At 53.9% G+C, this 17,837-nt stretch carries 17 protein-coding genes; 12 read left to right on the top strand and 5 right to left on the bottom strand.

The genetic code is table 11. The annotated features are described in order from the left end of the window. A partial coding sequence (locus ACOZIO_RS11795) for an IS3 family transposase (protein ID WP_217156233.1) occupies positions 1-91 on the top strand: 91 nt, incomplete at its 5' end. A 135-nt stretch (positions 92-226) separates the two neighbouring features. Here ACOZIO_RS11795 and ybbP read toward each other — a convergent pair. Both ybbP and ybbA read right to left on the bottom strand, forming a co-directional pair. Then, on the bottom strand, positions 227-2,659 hold the full coding sequence (ybbP, locus tag ACOZIO_RS11790) for a putative ABC transporter permease subunit YbbP (RefSeq protein ID WP_129955612.1): 2,433 nt from the start codon (positions 2,657-2,659) through the stop codon (positions 227-229). Beyond that, positions 2,656-3,342, bottom strand: coding sequence for a putative ABC transporter ATP-binding protein YbbA (gene ybbA / locus ACOZIO_RS11785; RefSeq protein ID WP_129955613.1), 687 nt, complete (start codon positions 3,340-3,342; stop codon positions 2,656-2,658). Before ybbA ends, ybbP begins: the two co-directional genes overlap by 4 nt. Here ybbA and tesA point away from each other — a divergent pair. From tesA to ACOZIO_RS11760, 5 genes are all read left to right on the top strand, one after another. Next, complete coding sequence (gene tesA, locus ACOZIO_RS11780; protein ID WP_421595296.1) at positions 3,313-3,942, top strand: multifunctional acyl-CoA thioesterase I/protease I/lysophospholipase L1; 630 nt, start codon at positions 3,313-3,315, stop codon at positions 3,940-3,942. The genes ybbA and tesA overlap by 30 nt on opposite strands. 121 nt (positions 3,943-4,063) lie before the next feature. Then, positions 4,064-4,840 carry an SDR family oxidoreductase gene (locus ACOZIO_RS11775; RefSeq protein WP_129955614.1) on the top strand — a complete coding sequence of 259 codons (777 nt, stop codon included), beginning with the start codon at positions 4,064-4,066 and terminating at the stop codon, positions 4,838-4,840. A 208-nt stretch (positions 4,841-5,048) separates the two neighbouring features. After that, positions 5,049-5,906 carry a co-chaperone YbbN gene (locus ACOZIO_RS11770; protein WP_129955615.1) on the top strand — a complete coding sequence of 286 codons (858 nt, stop codon included), beginning with the start codon at positions 5,049-5,051 and terminating at the stop codon, positions 5,904-5,906. A gap of 237 nt (positions 5,907-6,143) precedes the next feature. Beyond that, entirely contained in the window at positions 6,144-7,064 is a 921-nt protein-coding gene (locus tag ACOZIO_RS11765) for an SPFH domain-containing protein (protein WP_129955616.1), read from the top strand. Continuing rightward, positions 7,064-7,519 carry an NfeD family protein gene (locus tag ACOZIO_RS11760; protein WP_129955617.1) on the top strand — a complete coding sequence of 152 codons (456 nt, stop codon included), beginning with the start codon at positions 7,064-7,066 and terminating at the stop codon, positions 7,517-7,519. The genes ACOZIO_RS11765 and ACOZIO_RS11760 overlap by 1 nt, the downstream gene beginning before the upstream one ends. A gap of 8 nt (positions 7,520-7,527) precedes the next feature. Here ACOZIO_RS11760 and cueR read toward each other — a convergent pair whose 3' ends face one another. From cueR to ACOZIO_RS11745, 3 genes are all read right to left on the bottom strand, one after another. Next, a complete protein-coding gene (gene cueR / locus ACOZIO_RS11755; RefSeq protein WP_129955618.1) occupies positions 7,528-7,929 on the bottom strand; it encodes a Cu(I)-responsive transcriptional regulator in 402 nt (133 codons plus the stop codon). A 62-nt stretch (positions 7,930-7,991) separates the two neighbouring features. After that, on the bottom strand, positions 7,992-8,777 hold the full coding sequence (locus tag ACOZIO_RS11750; protein WP_217139562.1) for a molybdate ABC transporter permease subunit: 786 nt from the start codon (positions 8,775-8,777) through the stop codon (positions 7,992-7,994). After that, positions 8,749-9,687 (bottom strand): extracellular solute-binding protein, encoded by a 939-nt coding sequence (locus ACOZIO_RS11745; protein WP_421595292.1) that lies wholly within the window; start codon positions 9,685-9,687, stop codon positions 8,749-8,751. Before ACOZIO_RS11745 ends, ACOZIO_RS11750 begins: the two co-directional genes overlap by 29 nt. Before the next feature lie 188 nt (positions 9,688-9,875). Here ACOZIO_RS11745 and copA point away from each other — a divergent pair, with 188 nt between their 5' ends. The 6 genes from copA to ACOZIO_RS11715 all read left to right on the top strand — a co-directional run. Beyond that, positions 9,876-12,419: a copper-exporting P-type ATPase CopA gene (copA, locus tag ACOZIO_RS11740; protein WP_129955620.1), complete on the top strand. Its 2,544-nt coding sequence runs from the start codon at positions 9,876-9,878 to the stop codon at positions 12,417-12,419. Positions 12,420-12,469: 50 nt separating this feature from the next. After that, the gene (locus tag ACOZIO_RS11735) at positions 12,470-13,270 is read left to right on the top strand and encodes a TraB/GumN family protein (protein WP_217220982.1); all 801 of its coding nucleotides are present in this window, start codon (positions 12,470-12,472) and stop codon (positions 13,268-13,270) included. Between the two features lie 256 nt (positions 13,271-13,526). Further along, positions 13,527-14,006: a Cys-tRNA(Pro)/Cys-tRNA(Cys) deacylase YbaK gene (gene ybaK, locus ACOZIO_RS11730; protein WP_129992294.1), complete on the top strand. Its 480-nt coding sequence runs from the start codon at positions 13,527-13,529 to the stop codon at positions 14,004-14,006. Positions 14,007-14,050: 44 nt separating this feature from the next. Next, complete coding sequence (locus tag ACOZIO_RS11725; RefSeq protein WP_421595291.1) at positions 14,051-15,268, top strand: MFS transporter; 1,218 nt, start codon at positions 14,051-14,053, stop codon at positions 15,266-15,268. 230 nt (positions 15,269-15,498) lie between these two features. Then, positions 15,499-17,190, top strand: a complete 1,692-nt coding sequence (gene ybaL, locus ACOZIO_RS11720; RefSeq protein WP_129992296.1) for a YbaL family putative K(+) efflux transporter — start codon at positions 15,499-15,501, stop codon at positions 17,188-17,190. Between the two features lie 309 nt (positions 17,191-17,499). After that, positions 17,500-17,837 (top strand): hypothetical protein (locus ACOZIO_RS11715; RefSeq protein ID WP_421595290.1); only part of this gene is annotated, 338 nt, incomplete at its 3' end.

Raw genomic sequence — 17,837 nt, 5'->3', positions numbered from 1 at the left:
GGAATACATCGGGTACTACAATCGCGACCGGATCAAAATGAAACTGGGTGGTATGAGTCCGGTAGGCTACCGGACTCATATGTTCCCCTGACGTAGTTCTGATGTCCAACTTCAGGGGTTCAGTTCACGAAGGGGGAGGAGAAAAGCGCGATCGGCTCCCTCCCCTGCGATGAACTGAACCCCTAAACCTGGACACCAGATTAGCGCAGGGGGAGGCGTTTAGAAACTACGAGTCGTATTGCCTGAACAACGCCCGTCCCCGCAGCAATCTGACACCCAGCCAGCCACCGCAAACTGACAACAGCACCGCCCCGACGACCGGAACCGCAATCCACATCAGATAATTCGGCTCCCACGGGAAATCAAACACTTTGCGTTGCAGCAGCCATAACGCGGCTTCCGCACCGATTGCGGCGGCGATCCCGGCCACCAGCCCGAGCACGGCAAATTCACACCACAGTGTCCGGTGGAGCATTTTTTTGCTGGCACCCAGCGTACGGTAAACAATCAGTTCCTGACGGCGCTGATGCATGCCGACCTGAATCTGCGCCAGCAACAGCAATCCGCCACACAGCATCACCAGGATCACCATCACTTCCAGCGCCCTGCTGACCTGCTGTAATACCTGCCCGACCTGACGCAGAATCGCGCCGATATCCAGCAAACTCAGCGTCGGGAACTGGCGGTTAAGCTGCGTGATAGTGCTGATATCGCCATGATAGCGGAAGCTGGTCAGCCAGCTTTGCGGTTGTGCATCCAGCGCACCAGGCGGGAAGATAAAGTAGAAATTCGGCTTCAGGCTGTCCCAGTCTACTTTCCGCAGGCTGGTAATTCTGGCACTGAATTCCTGCGTATCGCCGCTGAACGTCACGGTATCACCGAGTTTAAGCCCCAGTCTTCCCGCCAGCCCTTCGTCAATTGACACTTCACCGGCTTTCGGCGGCCCGTTGCCTGCCACCAGCGGATTGTGATCCGGCAAGCCCTGCATCCAGGTCAGATTCAGCTCACGGTTCACCGCTTCCCCGCCCGCATCGTCCGGTCTGATGATATCCGTGGCCACTTTATCGTTAATCTTTGTCAGGCGAACCCGCACAATCGGATAGAAGGTTTCCGGCTCAGCGTTATGCTGATGCAGGAAATCCGTTACCTGTGGGATCTGCTCTTTGGTGATATTAAGCAGGAAGTAATTCGGACTGTCCGGCGGCAGTTGTTGTTCCCAGCGGTCCAGCAAATCACCACGCATCACCAACAGTAACGCCAGCAACATAAACGACATTGAGAACGCCGCCAGCTGACTGAGTGTTACCCACGGCTGGCGCAGCAGGCGGTTAACCGCCAGACGCAGCGGTAACTGACGGAGCGTCAGCTTGCGTAACAGCATCAGTGCTCCCCAGCCAGTCACACCGAGCAGTAACGAAAGCACCAGCACGCCTGCCAGCAACGACCAGAGCAGTGAACTTCCGCCCATCAGTGCCGCCAGCAGACCGATCACCACCAATACCATTACCGGCAGGAAATAACGCAGCGGCCAGACATTCGCTACCACGTCATGGCGTAGCACACGCAGCGGCTGTGTGGCCAGCAATTGACGATAGGGACGGATGCCGATCAGCAGAGAAATCACCACCATCGCACCCATCGACCACACCCACGGCCAGCCACCGGCAGGCGGCAAGGTGGCGGGCAGAACCGGTGCCAGCACCTTCATAAGCACGGCTTCAAACACCCGACCGATCACGCTACCGCACAACCCTGCCAGTACCAGTACTGCCAGCCACTGACCAATAATCAGTTTGCGCAGCGCTTTTTTCCCGGCACCCAGTGTTTTCAGCACCGCAACCAGATCGTAACGGCTGCGGCAATAATGCCCCATTGAAACGGCAATGGCGGCAATCGACAGCATCAGCGTCAGCAACGCGGACAGCGTGAGGAATTGCTGTGAACGCTGTAAGGATTTGCCCAGCGCGCCATCGGAATCTTCCATGCCGCTCCAGCGCTGATCCGGCTTGAGCAGGCCTTTTATCGCCTCACCATAACTCTGAATGGCCTGCGGTGAACCGGCAAACATATAGCGATACGTCAGCCTGCTGCCCGGCTGAACAGCACCGGTTTTTTTCACGTCTTCCAGATTCATGATCACCCGGGGTGCAGTCTGGAAGGGGTTAAAGCCTGAATCCGGCTCCTGTAGGATCACACCGGCAATTTTCAGCGTGGTATCACCCACATCCAGATTGTCACCGATTTTCACGTTCAGCAGCGCCAGTAATCGCGGCGCAACCAGTACCGTTCCCGGCTCAGGTTTCAGCCCTGCCGGTTCGGTTTGTAACGCCCCATACAGCGGATACGCCAGATCAGTCGCTTTAACCGCTGCCAGTTGCGGCGTTTCACCGGCAAAAGTCATGGTCATGAAAGAGAGCTGACGGCTGACTTTTAATCCCTGCGCCTGGGCATCTTGCAGCCAGGCTTCGGTGATCGGACGGGCAGAACTCAGCACGCGATCCCCGGCAATAAACTCACGGCTCTGCTGACTCAGCCCTTTGTCCATGCGGTCGCTGATGCTGCCGAGGGCCAGCACACAGGCTACCGCCAGCGCCAGCGCCAGCCAGACAATCAGCAGTGAGGGCGAACGCCATTCCCGCCAGAACCAGCGCCAGATCATGCTTCCTCCCACAATTTCCCGTCACGCAGACGTAACCGGCGCTGACATCGCGCCGCCAGCTGTTCGTCGTGCGTGACCAGAATCAGCGTCGTCGCCGCATCACGGTTCAGTGAGAACAGCAGATCGACAATGCGTTCGCCGGTTACGCGATCCAGATTACCGGTCGGCTCATCGGCAAAGAGCAATTTCGGCTTGCCGATAAAGGCCCGCGCCAGCGCTACACGTTGCTGCTCACCGCCGGAAAGTTGTGCCGGAAGATGATGAAGACGTTCGCCCAGCCCCAGGCTTTCCAGTAACTGCATCGCCTGCTGACGGCTGCGGCTGTCGCTTTCGCCACGTAACAACGCAGGAAGTTGAACATTTTCCAGCGCGTTGAGTGTCGGCACCAGCATGAAAGACTGAAACACAAAACCAACATTTTTAGCCCGCAGTGCTGCGCGCCCTTCTTCGTTCAGTTCGCTAAGGGATTTACCCAGCAATTTCACGTCACCGCGGGTGCCATCATCCAGCCCGGCAAGAATGCCAAGCAAGGTGGATTTACCGGAGCCGGATTCGCCAATCAGGGCAATTGTCTGGGCAGGTTTGACAACCAGCTCCACACCGGACAGGATGGTGAGCTGACCTTCACCCTGACCGACGTGCTTACTTAGATGATGAACTTCAAGAACATTTTCCGCTGGCATCTCCCCTTCCTTATGTTGTTAGGATTATTGAGTTTTCGCGCCGTTTCTGCTGATAACTTGCTGATTATTGGCGACAGTCTGAGTGCTGTCTATCGCCTTCCGGTAGCCGAATCGTGGCCGACATTACTGAATAACAACTGGCAAAAAGAAGGCGGTAAACCCACCATTATCAATGCCAGTATCAGCGGTGATACCGCTGAACAAGGGCTGGCACGCCTGCCGTCCTTGCTGCAACAACATCATCCCCGCTGGGTGCTGATTGAACTGGGCGCCAACGACGGGTTACGGGGCTTCCCGCCACAGGCCATCTCCCGGACGCTGACCCAGGTGATTAAGCAGGTTAAACAGGCCAATGCCCAACCGCTGCTGATGCAAATCCGCCTCCCGCCAAATTATGGCCGCCGCTACGGCGATGCGTTCTACGCCATTTATCCGGCACTGGCAAAGCAGGAGAACGTCCCGCTGGTGCCGTTCTTTATGGAACAGGTCGCCGTGAAACCTGAGTGGATGCAGGACGACGGCTTACATCCGGCCCTGGCAGCACAGTCGTTTATTGCCGGATGGATGTCAGAAAAACTCACGCCGCTGCTGGTACATTAGGGTTAAAATACGACGAATAAAATAATACCGGGACGTGAGTAAAACCAAGACGTTACCTTTTTCACCCGACTCCCTAGTAAATCACAGCCATAAAAAATAGGGACACCTCACAGGTAAAGTTATGCAAAAAGCAGTATTAATCACCGGTTGTTCCAGCGGTATCGGACTGGTTGCCGCACAGGATTTGCGCGCACGCGGTTATCGGGTTCTGGCGGCATGTCGTAAAACACAGGATATCGACACACTGCAACAAATGGGTTTTGAAACTATTCAGTGTGATCTTGATGACAAACAGAGCGTCGAACTTGCGGCTGCCAGGGTCATAGCACTGACCGGCAACCGTCTGTACGGCCTGTTTAATAATGCAGGTTACGGTGTTTACGGCCCGCTCGGCAGCATCAGCCGTGAGCAGTTCGAACAACAATTTTCCACCAATTTGTTTGGTACACATCAGCTGACGCAGCTTTTGTTACCCGCCATGTTACCGCACGGCGAAGGCCGTATTATCCAGACCAGCTCGGTGATGGGGCTGATAACGACGCCACGACGTGGCGCTTATGCCGCCAGTAAATTTGCGCTGGAGGCCTGGTCCGATACGCTGCGTATGGAACTTCACGGTACGGGGATTCAGGTCAGCCTGATTGAACCTGGTCCGCTGAGCAGTAATTTCACCGCCAATGTGAATCAGTCACAGGCCGACCAGCCGGTAGAAAATCCGGGCATTGCACGACGTTTTACGCTCAGGCCTGAGGCAGTTTTACCCAAACTGCACCATGCTTTAGAAAACCCGCGCGCGCGTTTTCGTTATCCGGTCACGCTGGTCGCCCATGCGCTGACGGTACTTAAACGCCTGTTACCGGCACGCCTGCTGGACAAAATATTACGCGGAAACAGCTAAGTAAAAACGATAAGGGGTTGAAGCGGCACGCGTCGCCCCCATCTATTCTTAAATACTTTAATTTTCTATACCCTAAATAATTCGGGTTGCGGGAAGGCGGCAAGTTCACGAATCCCCGGGAGCTTAGATACCTAAGTGACCGGGGTCAGTGAGCGTAGCCAACGCATCAGCAGTTCGAAGTATGACAGGTAGCGGAGAGAACAAATTCATGCTTGCACAACCTACAGTAATCGATATCAACGAAACCAATCTGCACCAGACGCTGGAACAATCTATGTCGGTGCCGGTGATGTTCTATTTCTGGTCTGAACGCAGCCAGCATTGTCTGCAACTGGGGCCCGTTCTGGACAAACTGGCTGCGGAATACGCCGGTCAGCTGATCCTGGCAAAAGTGGACTGCGATGCCGAGCAGATGATCGCCCAGCAATTTGGCCTGCGCTCAATTCCTGCCGTTTACCTGTTCAAGGACGGTCAGCCGGTCGATGGTTTCCAGGGGCCGCAGCCGGAAGAGGTGATCCGCGAACTGTTGCAGAAAGTGCTGCCGAAAGAAGAAGAGCTGAAACTGGCCGAGGCACAGGAGCTGCTGCAGGCGGGCAATACTCATGACGCCCTGCCGTTACTGAAAGAAGCGTGGCAACTGAGCAATCAGCGCAGTGATATTGGCCTGTTGCTGGCGGAAACCCAAATTCATCTGAACCGTACCGATGATGCAGAGGCCGTGCTGGCGACCATCCCGCTGCAGGATAAAGATTCCCGTTATCAGGGGCTGGTTGCGCAAATTGAGTTGCTGAAACAGGCAGCCGACACGCCGGAAATTCAGTTGTTACAACAGGAATTGCAGCAGGATCCTGAAAACGCCGAGTTAGTGGTAAAACTCAGCCTGCAACTGCATCAGGTCGGGCGTAACGAAGAAGCACTGGAACTGCTGATGGCGCCGCTGAAGAAAGATTTGGGCGCGGCAAACGGGGCAGCGCGTAAGACACTGATGGATATTATGGCGGCACTGGGCACCGGTGATGCGCTGGCAGCGAAGTATCGTCGTCAGTTATATTCCTTACTTTATTAATACGCTGGCTTCACCGTAAAACAGCAGACGCACGTCATTTAACCGGACGTGCGTTTTTTTTTTAAGCTTTCCTCCGCCTTTATCCGCAGAACCCTTCTTTTATTAATACGATGACTTAACGATTTGTGCGATAATTGTACATGCGCCTGACCCAGCGGTGAGAGCGCCAGGGACATGTTTTTATTCGATTATTCCCACAGGAATCATCAGAACGCAGTTTTACAGGAGTTACATACTATGTTTGACCTCATTCCCATTCCTATCCTTATTCTGATCGTACTGGCCTTGCTGGTGGTCTACGCCGGCATCAAGATCGTGCCTCAGGGCTATCAGTGGACCGTCGAACGTTTTGGCCGTTATACCAAGACCCTGATGCCCGGACTGAATCTGGTCGTGCCGTTTGTTGACCGCATCGGCCGTAAAATTAATATGATGGAGCAGGTGCTGGATATTCCTTCACAGGAAGTCATTTCCCGCGATAACGCCAATGTGGCCATCGATGCCGTGTGTTTTATTCAGGTTATTGATCCCGCACGCGCTGCCTATGAGGTCAGTAATCTGGAGCAGGCGATCGTCAATCTGACAATGACGAACTTCCGTACCGTTCTCGGTTCGATGGAACTCGACGAGATGCTGTCACAACGTGACAATATCAACGCACGTTTGCTGCATATCGTTGATGAAGCCACCAATCCCTGGGGTGTAAAAATCACCCGTATCGAGATCCGTGACGTGCGCCCACCGGCTGAGCTGATCTCCGCAATGAACGCGCAGATGAAAGCCGAACGTACAAAACGTGCCGATATTCTGGAAGCAGAAGGGGTACGGCAGTCCGCCATTTTGCGTGCTGAAGGTGAAAAGCAGTCACAAATTCTGAAAGCGGAAGGTGAGCGTCAGTCGGCATTCCTGCAGGCTGAGGCGCGTGAACGTGCGGCAGAGGCGGAAGCGCAGGCAACCAAAATGGTGTCCGAAGCGATTGCTGCCGGTGATGTGCAGGCGATTAACTACTTCGTGGCACAAAAATATACGGATGCCCTGACGAAAATTGGTTCTGCCAATAACAGCAAAATCATCATGATGCCGCTGGATGCTACCAGTCTGATGGGGTCAATCGGCGGTATTGCTGAGCTGCTAAAAGAAACCAAAGGCGGCAAATAATGCCACATGATTTCATGGCAAACCCGCACGTATTCTGGCTGTCTCTGGGCGGCCTGTTACTGGCGGCTGAGCTGGTGGGTGCGAGTGGTTACTTGCTATGGAGTGGCGTGGCGGCCGCCTTAGTGGGCGCTGTCACGTGGATCCTGCCGCTACCGTGGGAATGGCAGGGCACAGCGTTTGCACTGCTGACCATTCTGGCCGCGTGGCTGTGGTGGAAGTGGCTGAACCAGCGGGTGGATAAATCCGCCAGCAATTCAGCATTGAATCAGCGAGGCCAGCAGTTAGTCGGCACTTATGCCACGGTGCTGGAACCCGTCACTAATCAGTTCACGCGGGTACAAATCGGTGACAGCAGCTGGCGCGCTATCTGTACGTCGCCGCTGAACGTCGGTGACAAAGTGATTATCACCGGCGTGGAAGGCGCGACGCTGCGCGTGGAACCTGACACCCGTTAAATAAGATCTCAGTGTTTGTGGCAACACCCTGAGAGATTGTCGATGATCGGGCACTCGGCTCCGTCATCACCGGGACAGGCCTCTGCCAGCGTAAGTAAGCGCTCATGCATTGTTTTCAGTTCTTGAATGTGCCGCTCAATTTCAGCGGCCTTTTCCAGGGTACGCGCTTTTACATCCGCGCTGTGCCTGTCAGGATTGTGAAACAATGCCACCAGTTCCTGGCACTCTTCTAACGTAAATCCGACCTGCCGCGCCTGGCGCAACAATGTCAGTTCTTCGATATGTTTTTGCGCATAGCGGCGATAGCCGTTTTCACTGCGGGCCGGTGCGGTAACCAGCCCTTTTTCTTCATAAAAACGAATCGCTTTGCTGGTCAGCCCGGTTTTTTTCGCCACATCACTGATATTCATTTCGCCTCCAGGACAACCTGATTTTTGCGCATGATAAAGACATCATACGCCATTACCGGCGATCAGCTGTAATGCACAGTCTGTTTTTTGGTACGCAGAAGCAGCCACATCGGCAACGGCAAAGTCACCATCAGCAGGATCCATAGCAGCGAGTACACCGAGGTCACCCCGTCGTTTTGCAGGTTGATAAACATTTTTACCGGAATGCCCTGCGGGAAATAACAGAATACCATCACAATACCAAACTCCCCGATGGCACGTACCCAGGCGATCGCCACACCGGCGGCAATCCCGCGTGAGGCCAGCGGTAATGTCAGCCGGATAAATACCTGAAACGGTGATGCACCGAGTGTTTTCCCTGCCTCTTCGACATCTTCCGGCACGGCCTCCAGCGCGCCTCTCGCGGATAAAATAAAATACGGTAACGCACCATAAATCTGCGCCAGCACGAACGCGGGCGCATTGTTATTAAGCGTCATACCGATAGCGGAAAGGATTTCCCCGACCGAGCCATAAGGTCCGTAAACCGACACCAGTAAAATCCCCATCGCCAGCGGCGGTGTCAGCAAAGGGATCAGCACCAGTACTTCCACAATATTGCGCCAGCGCGATGACGTTTTCGCCAGCCAGAAGGCTACCGGCAAACCGAGAACCACAATCAGCCCTACCGACACCAGGCTGAGACCGAGCGAAACGACTACCGCATGGCTGTCACCGTAAGCCAGATGAAAATCTGACCACGGCGTCAGGAAAAGCAGGGTAACAAACGGCACCATCAGCAACGCCAGAGCGGGAACCGCCAGTCCTGACGCACGCAACTTAAAGGTTTCCGCCTTTCGGCTTATCATAGCCATTTTGTTCAAACAGCTTCTGCCCCCTGGCACTTTGCATGTAGCTGATGAACTGTTTGGCCAGCTGAGGATGCGGCGCGTTGTTCAGCACAACTGCGTAGAACACCAGCGGCTGGGTGCTCAGCGTTTTCTCTTTACCGGCCGCATCTTTCACATTAAAAGTCACTTTGCTGTACCCGTCATTGCTCATCTGCGGATTGCTCAGGTTAATCTCGTCCGGCAATTTAATGTACGGCAGATGGGCTGAACGGGTGGCACTCTCGTAACCTGATGCCGCATCTACCTGACCGGCTTCCAGACGCGTCAGCAATCCGCCTTCGCCGGAAATCTGTTGAGGATTTTGTACATCCCCCAGCACCGCTTTTTCCAGCCCCGGCTGTTTATAGTAATTCTCCGCCAGCATCATGGTGAAAATGATGTTCTGCCCCTGCGGATCACTGACCGGATCGGTACGACCAAAGTGCAGCCCGGGGGTTTGCAGCACTTTCCACCACGGTTCTGCGCCCGCTTTCCCGTCTTTTATCGCGGCAAATTTTTCGGCATATTTTCCTTTCGGGTTATAAGCGATCACCATGCTGGTGCTGGCGACAGGGATCGCCTGCCCGGCCAGCCCGGCTTTTTGCAGGATCTTAACCGGCCCTGGCGTGATCGAAACGAATACATCCGCCACCACTTTTTTCGACGCCAGCAAATTCGCCATGCCGTAAGCGCCCTGCCCCTGTCCCTGATAATTCACTTTCTTTTCTTTCGCGAAATCCGGTCCGAGGTATTTGTCCATGACCACCCCCATCGAACCGGCGTAAGTCACACGAAAATCCTCCGCTGCCTGCGAAGCCTGTGCCGCTACCAGAAGTGCCGCAGTCAGCAACGCTTTTTGCATCATTGCCATCGTCTTTTTGTTTCCCATTGTGGTTTACCGTTATTGAACTTTTCGTTATATATCCCAGGGTATAACGATAAGGCAAAGTCAGCGCGCGTTTCTAAATAAATTGTAAATGGACGATAAATGAAAATAACCGATACCGTGGCTTGACCTTCACCTTGCGGGAAGGTTTATCCTTTGTCCTGAGTGAAGTTAACCTAAGGAAAATAATCATGACGACCACCGTATTATCTCTGCAAGGCCTGTCCTGCGGGCACTGCGTGGCTTCAACGCGTAAAGCGCTGGAAGCTGTGGAAGGCACGACCGCCGTTGAAGTTTCTCTGGATAAAGCCATTGTTGAAGGCAATGCAAGCAGCCAGAGTCTGATCGACGCAGTGGTCAGCGCCGGTTACGAAGCGCAGGTAGCAGGAGATGCATCCCCAAAATCTGAGCCGCTGACCGATAAGGCGAGTGTTTTGCCGGAACCCCTGTCAGCGGCTGTGTCACCCGTTCCGGCTGAGACTCACGCCCCGCAAGCCGCAGACGCCAGCGTACAGTTGTTGCTCAGCGGCATGAGCTGCGCCAGTTGCGTCAGTAAAGTGCAACGGGCGCTGGAAGGCGTGGGAGGTGTCGAACGGGCGCGGGTCAACCTGGCGGAACGCAGTGCGCTGGTCAGCGGCAATGCTGATCAAAACGCGCTGATTGCCGCTGTTGAACGGGCCGGCTACGGCGCTGAAATTATTATCGACGAAACCAAGCGCCGCGAGCGCCAGCAACAAACCTCACGCCAGAGCATGATCCGTTTCAGCTGGCAGGCGGCGGTCGGCTTAGCTGCCGGTATCCCGATGATGTTATGGGGATTATTCGGCGGTGAAATGATGGTCACCCGCAGCAATCAGACCGGCTGGCTGATTGTCGGCCTGCTGACGTTACTGATCATGGTTGTCGCTGGCGGACATTTCTACCGCAGTGCCTGGAAAAACCTGATGCACGGCAGTGCCAATATGGACACGCTGGTGTCACTGGGTACCGGTGCGGCCTGGATATTCTCTTTTGCTGTCAGCCTGTGGCCGGAAGCGTTTCCAATGCAGGCGCGCCATCTCTACTATGAAGCCAGCGTGATGATTATCGGCCTGATTAATCTCGGTCATGCGCTGGAACAACGCGGACGTCAGCGTTCATCCAAGGCGCTCGAACGCTTACTGGATCTGACACCGCCAACCGCACGGGTCGTCACCGGAGAAGGCGAAAAAAACCTGCCGCTGGCTGAAGTACAGCAAGGCATGACGCTGCGTCTGACCACCGGTGACCGTGTGCCGGTTGACGGTGAGATTCAAAGCGGCGAAGCCTGGATGGATGAAGCCATGCTGACCGGCGAGCCAATTCCTCAGCAGAAATCGCAGGGTGAAAAAGTCCATGCGGGGACGCTGGTCAAAGACGGCAGCGTGCTGTTTCGTGCTGACGCCATCGGCAGCCAGACCACCCTTTCACGCATTATTAATCTGGTGCGTGAAGCCCAAAGCAGTAAACCTGAAATCGGTAAGCTGGCGGATAAAATCTCTGCTGTCTTCGTACCGGTTGTGGTGCTGATAGCCCTGTTAAGCGGCGCAATCTGGTACTTCTTCGGCCCGCAGCCACAACTGATGTACACACTGGTGATCGTCACTACCGTGCTGATTATTGCCTGCCCTTGTGCACTGGGATTAGCGACGCCGATGTCAGTTACGGCGGGTGTAGGCCGTGCAGCAGAATTCGGCGTACTGGTACGTGATGCCGATGCGCTGCAAAAAGCCAGTACCCTCACCACGCTGGTATTTGATAAAACCGGGACGCTGACAGAAGGCCAGCCCAAAGTGACCGATATCCATACCTTTGGCGGCACCCGTGAACAACAGGCGCTGCGCTATGCGGCCGCGCTGGAAAAAGGATCGCACCATCCGCTGGCACAAGCGATCGTTGACAAAGCGGAAGGGCTGGCCGTTCCTGATGTGTTGAATTTCCGTACATTGGGTGGTCTGGGCCTGCGCGGTGATGCTGAAGATTCGGCGTTGTTATTAGGTAACCAGGCGCTGATGCAGGAAAACGGCATCGACACTTCTGATGCCAATACGCTGCTGGAAAGCATGGCAGGTGAAGGCGCGACACCGGTATTGCTTGCCGTTGACGGAAAACTGGCAGCCCTGTTTGCGCTGCGCGATCCGTTACGGGAAGACAGTGTCAGTGCCCTGCAACGTCTGCATCAGCTTGGGTATCAACTGGTGATGCTGACCGGCGATAACCCGCGTACCGCTCAGGCAATTGCCGCACAAGCGGGAATCGATAAAGTGATTGCCGGTGTGCGTCCGGAAGGTAAAGCGGATGCCATTAAAGCATTGCAGGCCGGAGGCCAGCAGGTCGCCATGATCGGTGACGGTATTAATGACGCACCGGCACTGGCACAGGCAGATGTCGGGATCGCGATGGGTGGCGGCAGCGATGTCGCGATCGAAACGGCGGCCATTACGCTGATGCGTCCGAGCCTGAACGGTGTCGCCGATGCACTGGCGATGTCACAGGCGACGCTGCGTAATATGAAGCAGAACCTGCTGGGCGCGTTTGTGTATAACGTGATTGGTATTCCGGTTGCAGCGGGTGTGCTTTATCCACTAACCGGCACCTTGCTCAGCCCGGTAGTCGCGGGCGCAGCAATGGCGCTGTCGTCAATTACCGTCGTCGCTAATGCAAATCGTCTGTTGCACTTTAAGCCGAAAAAACAAGACGTTTCCCCTGTTCGCTAAAACGCTGACACGTTAGCATGGTCTCTCATTTTTTCGGGAGACCATGCACTATGGCGCAGTTTTTAAACCGGGTGATCCGCAGGCTTCGCAGGCTGTTTCCCGTCGAGTATTCTTATCCCGCCATTGATATTCAGCTTCCGGGCAACCGCGCACTGCATCTGGTTGGCAGCATTCATATGGGCACGCAAGATATGCAACCGCTGCCGGCGAAGTTGTTGCGTCGCCTGCAAAAAGCCGATGCGCTGATTGTGGAGGCCGATATCAGCACAACAGAATCCCCTTTCAGCATGACCGGTGAATTTCCGCCGCTGGCCGAACGCCTGCCTGAATCACAATATCTGCACGTCGAACGTTTATGCGAAGAACTGGGTGTCTCAATGTGGACGCTGAACCCGCTGCCGTCGTGGCAGATCGCCCTGATGTTGCAGGCTACGCAGGCGCAGCGCCTCGGGCTGCGCGGACATTACGGCATTGATTATCAGCTGTTGCAGACCGCTAAAAAGCAGGGAAAGAAAATCATTGAGCTGGAAGGTCCGCAGGAACAGTTTGAATTATTGCAGCACTTGCCGGACGACGGACTCGCATTGCTGGAAGATACTCTGACACACTGGCAAACCAATGCCCGTTTGCTGCAAACCATGATCAGCTGGTGGCTGGATACCAAACCAGGACTGGCTGCCGAGCCTTTGCCGAATACCTTCAGCAGCGATTTGTACGATATCCTGATGAATCAGCGTAATCTGCGCTGGAAACAGCTGCTTCTGGATCTTCCGCCGGGGCATTATGTCGTCGCCGTCGGCGCACTGCATTTGTATGGCGAAGGGAACCTGCCGGAATTACTGAAAGATTAAAAAAATGGCCGGTTTTTAAGGCCGGCCAGTCAAAGAGGAATTTCATTTTATTAGTTATAGCTTCAGTGCCAGCCTTTACAGGCACAGCACCGGCGGCCACAGGGTATCAATCTGTGTTGGGTCTTGGCAATAACCATTCCTTGCTCTACTATTTCTCTCTCGCTTAATAATCGCACTTTATTGTTAAATTTCATCAGATTGAACAGACGATGAAATTTCGAACAAAACCGTAAAAATAAAACTGAGGAGACAGGCTATGACCCCTGCCGTATTACTCCTGGAAAAGAATAAAGTCAGCTTTACCCTTCACCCGTATGAACACAGCAGCGATGAAACCCATTTTGGCGATGAGGCCGTTAAAAAACTCGGCCTGGATGCCCGTCAGGTCTATAAAACCCTGCTGGTTTCACTGAATGGCGATGCTAAAAATCTGGCCGTAGCGGTGACGCCGGTGGCATCCCAGCTGGATTTAAAGAAAGTTGCGAAAGCGCTGGGGGCGAAAAAAGCCGATATGGCGGATCCTATGATTGCGCAACGTGTTACCGGTTATCTGGTCGGTGGCATCAGTCCCCTTGGGCAGAAAAAATTGCTACCGACGGTCATCGACAGCCCGGCGCAGACCTTCAATAGCATTTATGTTTCAGGCGGTAAACGCGGTCTTGATATTGAACTCGCGGCAAGCGATCTTTGTCGCTTACTAAAAGGTCAGTTTGCTGAGATCGCGAAAATCGGCTGACGATCTGGACTCTGCATCTCTACAATAAGAAGGCTTCCTCCGCTATGACAGACACGACGTCAACGCCGGTCAGCCCGCAGAAAAACGCAGTCAAAAAGACTGCGTTTTCTATTCTGGCGGCGATCAGCGTTTCTCACCTGCTTAATGACATGATCCAGTCGCTGATACTGGCGATTTATCCGTTGCTGCAAAACGAGTTTTCCCTGAGCTTCACACAGATCGGGCTGATCACGCTGACGTACCAGATCACCGCATCGCTGTTGCAACCGCTGATTGGCTATTACACCGATAAACATCCGCAGCCCTATTCTTTGCCAATCGGCATGGGCTTTACGCTCTCCGGCCTGCTGCTGCTGGCGATAGCACAGAGTTTTCCTGTCGTGCTGCTGGCTGCGGCGCTGGTCGGGACCGGTTCTTCAGTTTTCCACCCTGAATCTTCGCGCGTGGCACGCATGGCTTCCGGCGGTCGTCACGGGCTGGCGCAGTCACTGTTCCAGGTCGGTGGTAATTTCGGGGCTGCCCTGGGCCCGTTGCTGGCAGCGCTGATTATCGCGCCTTACGGTAAAGGCAACGTGGCATGGTTCTCACTGGCGGCATTGCTCGGCATTGTGGTGTTACTGCAAATCAGTAAATGGTATCGCCAGCAAAACCTGATCGCTAAAACACGCGGCCCGGTGAAAAGCACGGTGACCCGGTTGCCACGTAAAACGGTGATGCGGTCACTGGGTATTTTGCTGATCCTGATATTTTCGAAATATTTCTACCTGACCAGCCTGAGCAGCTATTACACCTTTTACCTGATACATAAATTTGGTGTATCTGTGCAAAACGCGCAGGTTCATCTGTTTATTTTTCTGTTTGCTGTGGCAGCGGGCACCATTATCGGCGGCCCGGTGGGCGATAGGATTGGGCGCAAATACGTCATCTGGGCTTCGATTCTTGGCGTTGCGCCATTTACGCTACTTTTGCCACACGCGAGTCTGATGTGGACCAGCGTATTGAGTGTAATTATCGGTGTGATCCTCGCCTCGGCATTTTCGGCGATTCTGGTTTTCGCCCAGGAGCTGATGCCGGGAAAAGTCGGCATGGTGTCCGGACTGTTCTTCGGTCTGGCCTTCGGTATGGGCGGGCTTGGCGCCGCGGTTCTCGGCTATGTGGCGGATAAAACCAGCATCGAACTGGTGTATCAGATTTGTGCCTTCCTGCCGTTGCTGGGGATCCTGACAGCATTCCTGCCGAATATTGAACGTAAACAAGCCTGAGTTTGCCTCTTGCCGCCGCCGGTACTTCGTTACCGGTGGCATCAAACCTCCTGTCTCTCTTGATATCTTTCGCATAAAACCCATTTAAATCGTTCGTTGGCATTTTTTTCATTGCCTGTGGGGGATTTCCCGCGAAAAAATCTGAATTTCTCTCTGCGTAACCGATTTTTACCATACACTTAGACACAATCTGCAACACATTTGCCTTATGTATACCAGAAGGAGTCTGAATGCATCATTCTACACCTCTCATCACTACCATCGTTGGCGGTCTGGTTCTGGCGTTCCTGTTAGGAATGCTCGCCAACCGCCTGCGAATTTCCCCCCTGGTGGGCTATCTCACTGCCGGCGTGCTGGCTGGCCCGTTTACACCGGGCTTCGTTGCCGACACTTCGCTGGCTCCGGAGCTGGCAGAAATTGGTGTCATCCTGCTGATGTTTGGCGTCGGTTTGCATTTTTCTCTGAAAGATTTACTCGCTGTAAAGTCGATAGCCATTCCCGGCGCTGTGGCGCAAATCGCGGTAGCGACGCTGCTTGGAATGGGATTATCACGCCTGATGGGCTGGGATCTGGCCACCGGACTGGTGTTCGGACTGTGCCTGTCCACCGCCAGTACTGTGGTGTTGCTGCGGGCGCTGGAAGAACGGCAACTGATTGAAAGCCAGCGCGGGCAAATCGCCATCGGCTGGCTGATTGTGGAAGATCTGGTGATGGTGCTGACGCTGGTTCTGCTGCCCGCGTTCAGCGGCATGCTCGAAAGCCATCACTCCAGCCCGGTTGAACTGCTGACAGGATTGGCGGTGACTATCGGTAAAGTGATTGCGTTTATGGTGCTGATGATGGTGGTAGGCCGCCGCATGGTGCCGTGGATCCTCGCGAAAACTGCCAGTACCGGATCACGCGAACTGTTTACACTCTCGGTACTGGCGCTGGCGCTGGGCATCGCCTACGGCGCAGTGGAATTCTTTGATGTGTCATTCGCTCTCGGTGCATTCTTCGCGGGTATGGTGCTCAATGAATCCGAACTCAGCCAGCGTGCCGCCCATGACACACTGCCGCTGCGTGATGCATTTGCGGTGCTGTTCTTCGTGTCGGTAGGCATGTTGTTCGACCCGATGATTCTGGTTCGCGAGCCGCTTACCGTGATCGCCACGTTGGCGATTATCATGTTCGGTAAATCGATTGCAGCCTTCCTGCTGGTGAAAATGTTCGGACATTCCAAACGCACCGCGCTGACAATTTCTGTCAGTCTGGCGCAAATTGGTGAATTCGCCTTTATTCTCGCAGGCCTTGGGATTTCGCTGGGTTTACTGTCTGAACATGGCCGCAATCTGGTACTGGCGGGGGCCATTCTGTCGATTATGTTTAACCCGCTGCTGTTCACGCTGCTTGAAAAGTATCTGGCGAAAACCGAAACCATCGAAGATCAGAGCATCGAAGAAGCTGTGGAAGACGAGAAGCAAATCCCGTTCGATTTGTGCAATCATGCGCTGCTGGTCGGTTATGGTCGTGTCGGCAGCCTGCTCGGCGAGAAACTTCAGGCCGCCGGTATTCCACTGGTGGTGATTGAAAATTCGCGTCCACGCGTCGAAGCGCTACGCGATCAGGGGATCAGCACCGTGCTGGGCAACGCCGCCAATCAGGAAGTGATGGATCTTGCGCGTCTCGACTGCGCCCGCTGGCTGCTGGTGACCATTCCCAACGGTTATGAAGCCGGTGAAATCGTCGCATCGGCACGTACCAAACGGCCCAATATCGAGATCATTGCCCGTGCGCATTATGATGACGAAGTCACCTATATCATGGAGCGCGGTGCGGATCGCGTGGTGATGGGTGAGCGGGAAATCGCTAACAGTATGCTGGGTATGCTGCAGATCGATCTTATGCCTGATGACGAAAAAAGGTCTTTTTACCCCGTTTGACACCATGCTGAAATCCGGGCGCAGACTTTTCGTTGCGCCCTTTCGCGCGAGATTAATCTCTTCTTTATTCTCCATAATAATAAAAGACCTGCAATCGTATTATTGCTCAGGTTTCCCTGGATGTAAAAAATCGATATATAATTGATGTTGATTATATACCACCAATACATTCATAAAATTTATGATATTCAAAAAACAAATGACAAGCGCCAGAAAATTAATATTTAGGATGTTTAAATTTATATATTAAATATCATCCACACGTTATAATTCGCCCGGATTAATATGGATATTAACGGAAATTAAAACATGAAATCTTTAAACAAACACTCAGTAAAAGTATTATCTTTAGTAATTTTATCAATATTATCATCAGGTTCATACGCAGATTCCGGTTATATTAATACAGGGGTAACTCCCTCCTGGTCGGGTTCAACATCTGGGGCTAACGTTTCCCCTGGAACGAGTATAGATATAACCTCTCATAATAACGCCAGCTCTATGGATGCAACCGTCCAGCGCGACGGTGCAGGTATCCCATCGGGGGCAACTGTCCCGGCGGGAACGAGTATAGATATAACCCCTCATAATAACGCCGGCTCTATGGATGCAACCGTCCAGCGCGACGGTGCAGGTATCCCATCGGG

It is taken from the genome of Rahnella sp. PD4 (genome assembly GCF_049199325.1).
Taxonomy (GTDB): Bacteria; Pseudomonadota; Gammaproteobacteria; order Enterobacterales; family Enterobacteriaceae; genus Rahnella; species Rahnella perminowiae.
The sequence above is the reverse complement of the archived record's forward strand: the minus strand, read 5'-3'. Positions and strand labels throughout refer to the sequence as shown.

What these genes read in the sequence shown, in the direction of transcription:
- ybbP (WP_129955612.1), bottom strand. Translation starts at nt 2,659, where the DNA reads ATGATCTGGCGCTGGTTCTGGCGGGAATGGCGTTCGCCCTCACTGCTG.
- ybbA (WP_129955613.1), bottom strand. Translation starts at nt 3,342, where the DNA reads ATGCCAGCGGAAAATGTTCTTGAAGTTCATCATCTAAGTAAGCACGTC.
- ACOZIO_RS11725 (WP_421595291.1), top strand. Translation starts at nt 14,051, where the DNA reads ATGACAGACACGACGTCAACGCCGGTCAGCCCGCAGAAAAACGCAGTC.
- ACOZIO_RS11735 (WP_217220982.1), top strand. Translation starts at nt 12,470, where the DNA reads ATGGCGCAGTTTTTAAACCGGGTGATCCGCAGGCTTCGCAGGCTGTTT.
- cueR (WP_129955618.1), bottom strand. Translation starts at nt 7,929, where the DNA reads ATGAATATCAGTGATGTGGCGAAAAAAACCGGGCTGACCAGCAAAGCG.
- ACOZIO_RS11775 (WP_129955614.1), top strand. Translation starts at nt 4,064, where the DNA reads ATGCAAAAAGCAGTATTAATCACCGGTTGTTCCAGCGGTATCGGACTG.
- ACOZIO_RS11750 (WP_217139562.1), bottom strand. Translation starts at nt 8,777, where the DNA reads ATGATAAGCCGAAAGGCGGAAACCTTTAAGTTGCGTGCGTCAGGACTG.
- ACOZIO_RS11760 (WP_129955617.1), top strand. Translation starts at nt 7,064, where the DNA reads ATGCCACATGATTTCATGGCAAACCCGCACGTATTCTGGCTGTCTCTG.
- ybaK (WP_129992294.1), top strand. Translation starts at nt 13,527, where the DNA reads ATGACCCCTGCCGTATTACTCCTGGAAAAGAATAAAGTCAGCTTTACC.
- tesA (WP_421595296.1), top strand. Translation starts at nt 3,313, where the DNA reads ATGAACTTCAAGAACATTTTCCGCTGGCATCTCCCCTTCCTTATGTTG.
- copA (WP_129955620.1), top strand. Translation starts at nt 9,876, where the DNA reads ATGACGACCACCGTATTATCTCTGCAAGGCCTGTCCTGCGGGCACTGC.
- ACOZIO_RS11745 (WP_421595292.1), bottom strand. Translation starts at nt 9,687, where the DNA reads ATGGGAAACAAAAAGACGATGGCAATGATGCAAAAAGCGTTGCTGACT.
- ybaL (WP_129992296.1), top strand. Translation starts at nt 15,499, where the DNA reads ATGCATCATTCTACACCTCTCATCACTACCATCGTTGGCGGTCTGGTT.
- ACOZIO_RS11765 (WP_129955616.1), top strand. Translation starts at nt 6,144, where the DNA reads ATGTTTGACCTCATTCCCATTCCTATCCTTATTCTGATCGTACTGGCC.
- ACOZIO_RS11770 (WP_129955615.1), top strand. Translation starts at nt 5,049, where the DNA reads ATGCTTGCACAACCTACAGTAATCGATATCAACGAAACCAATCTGCAC.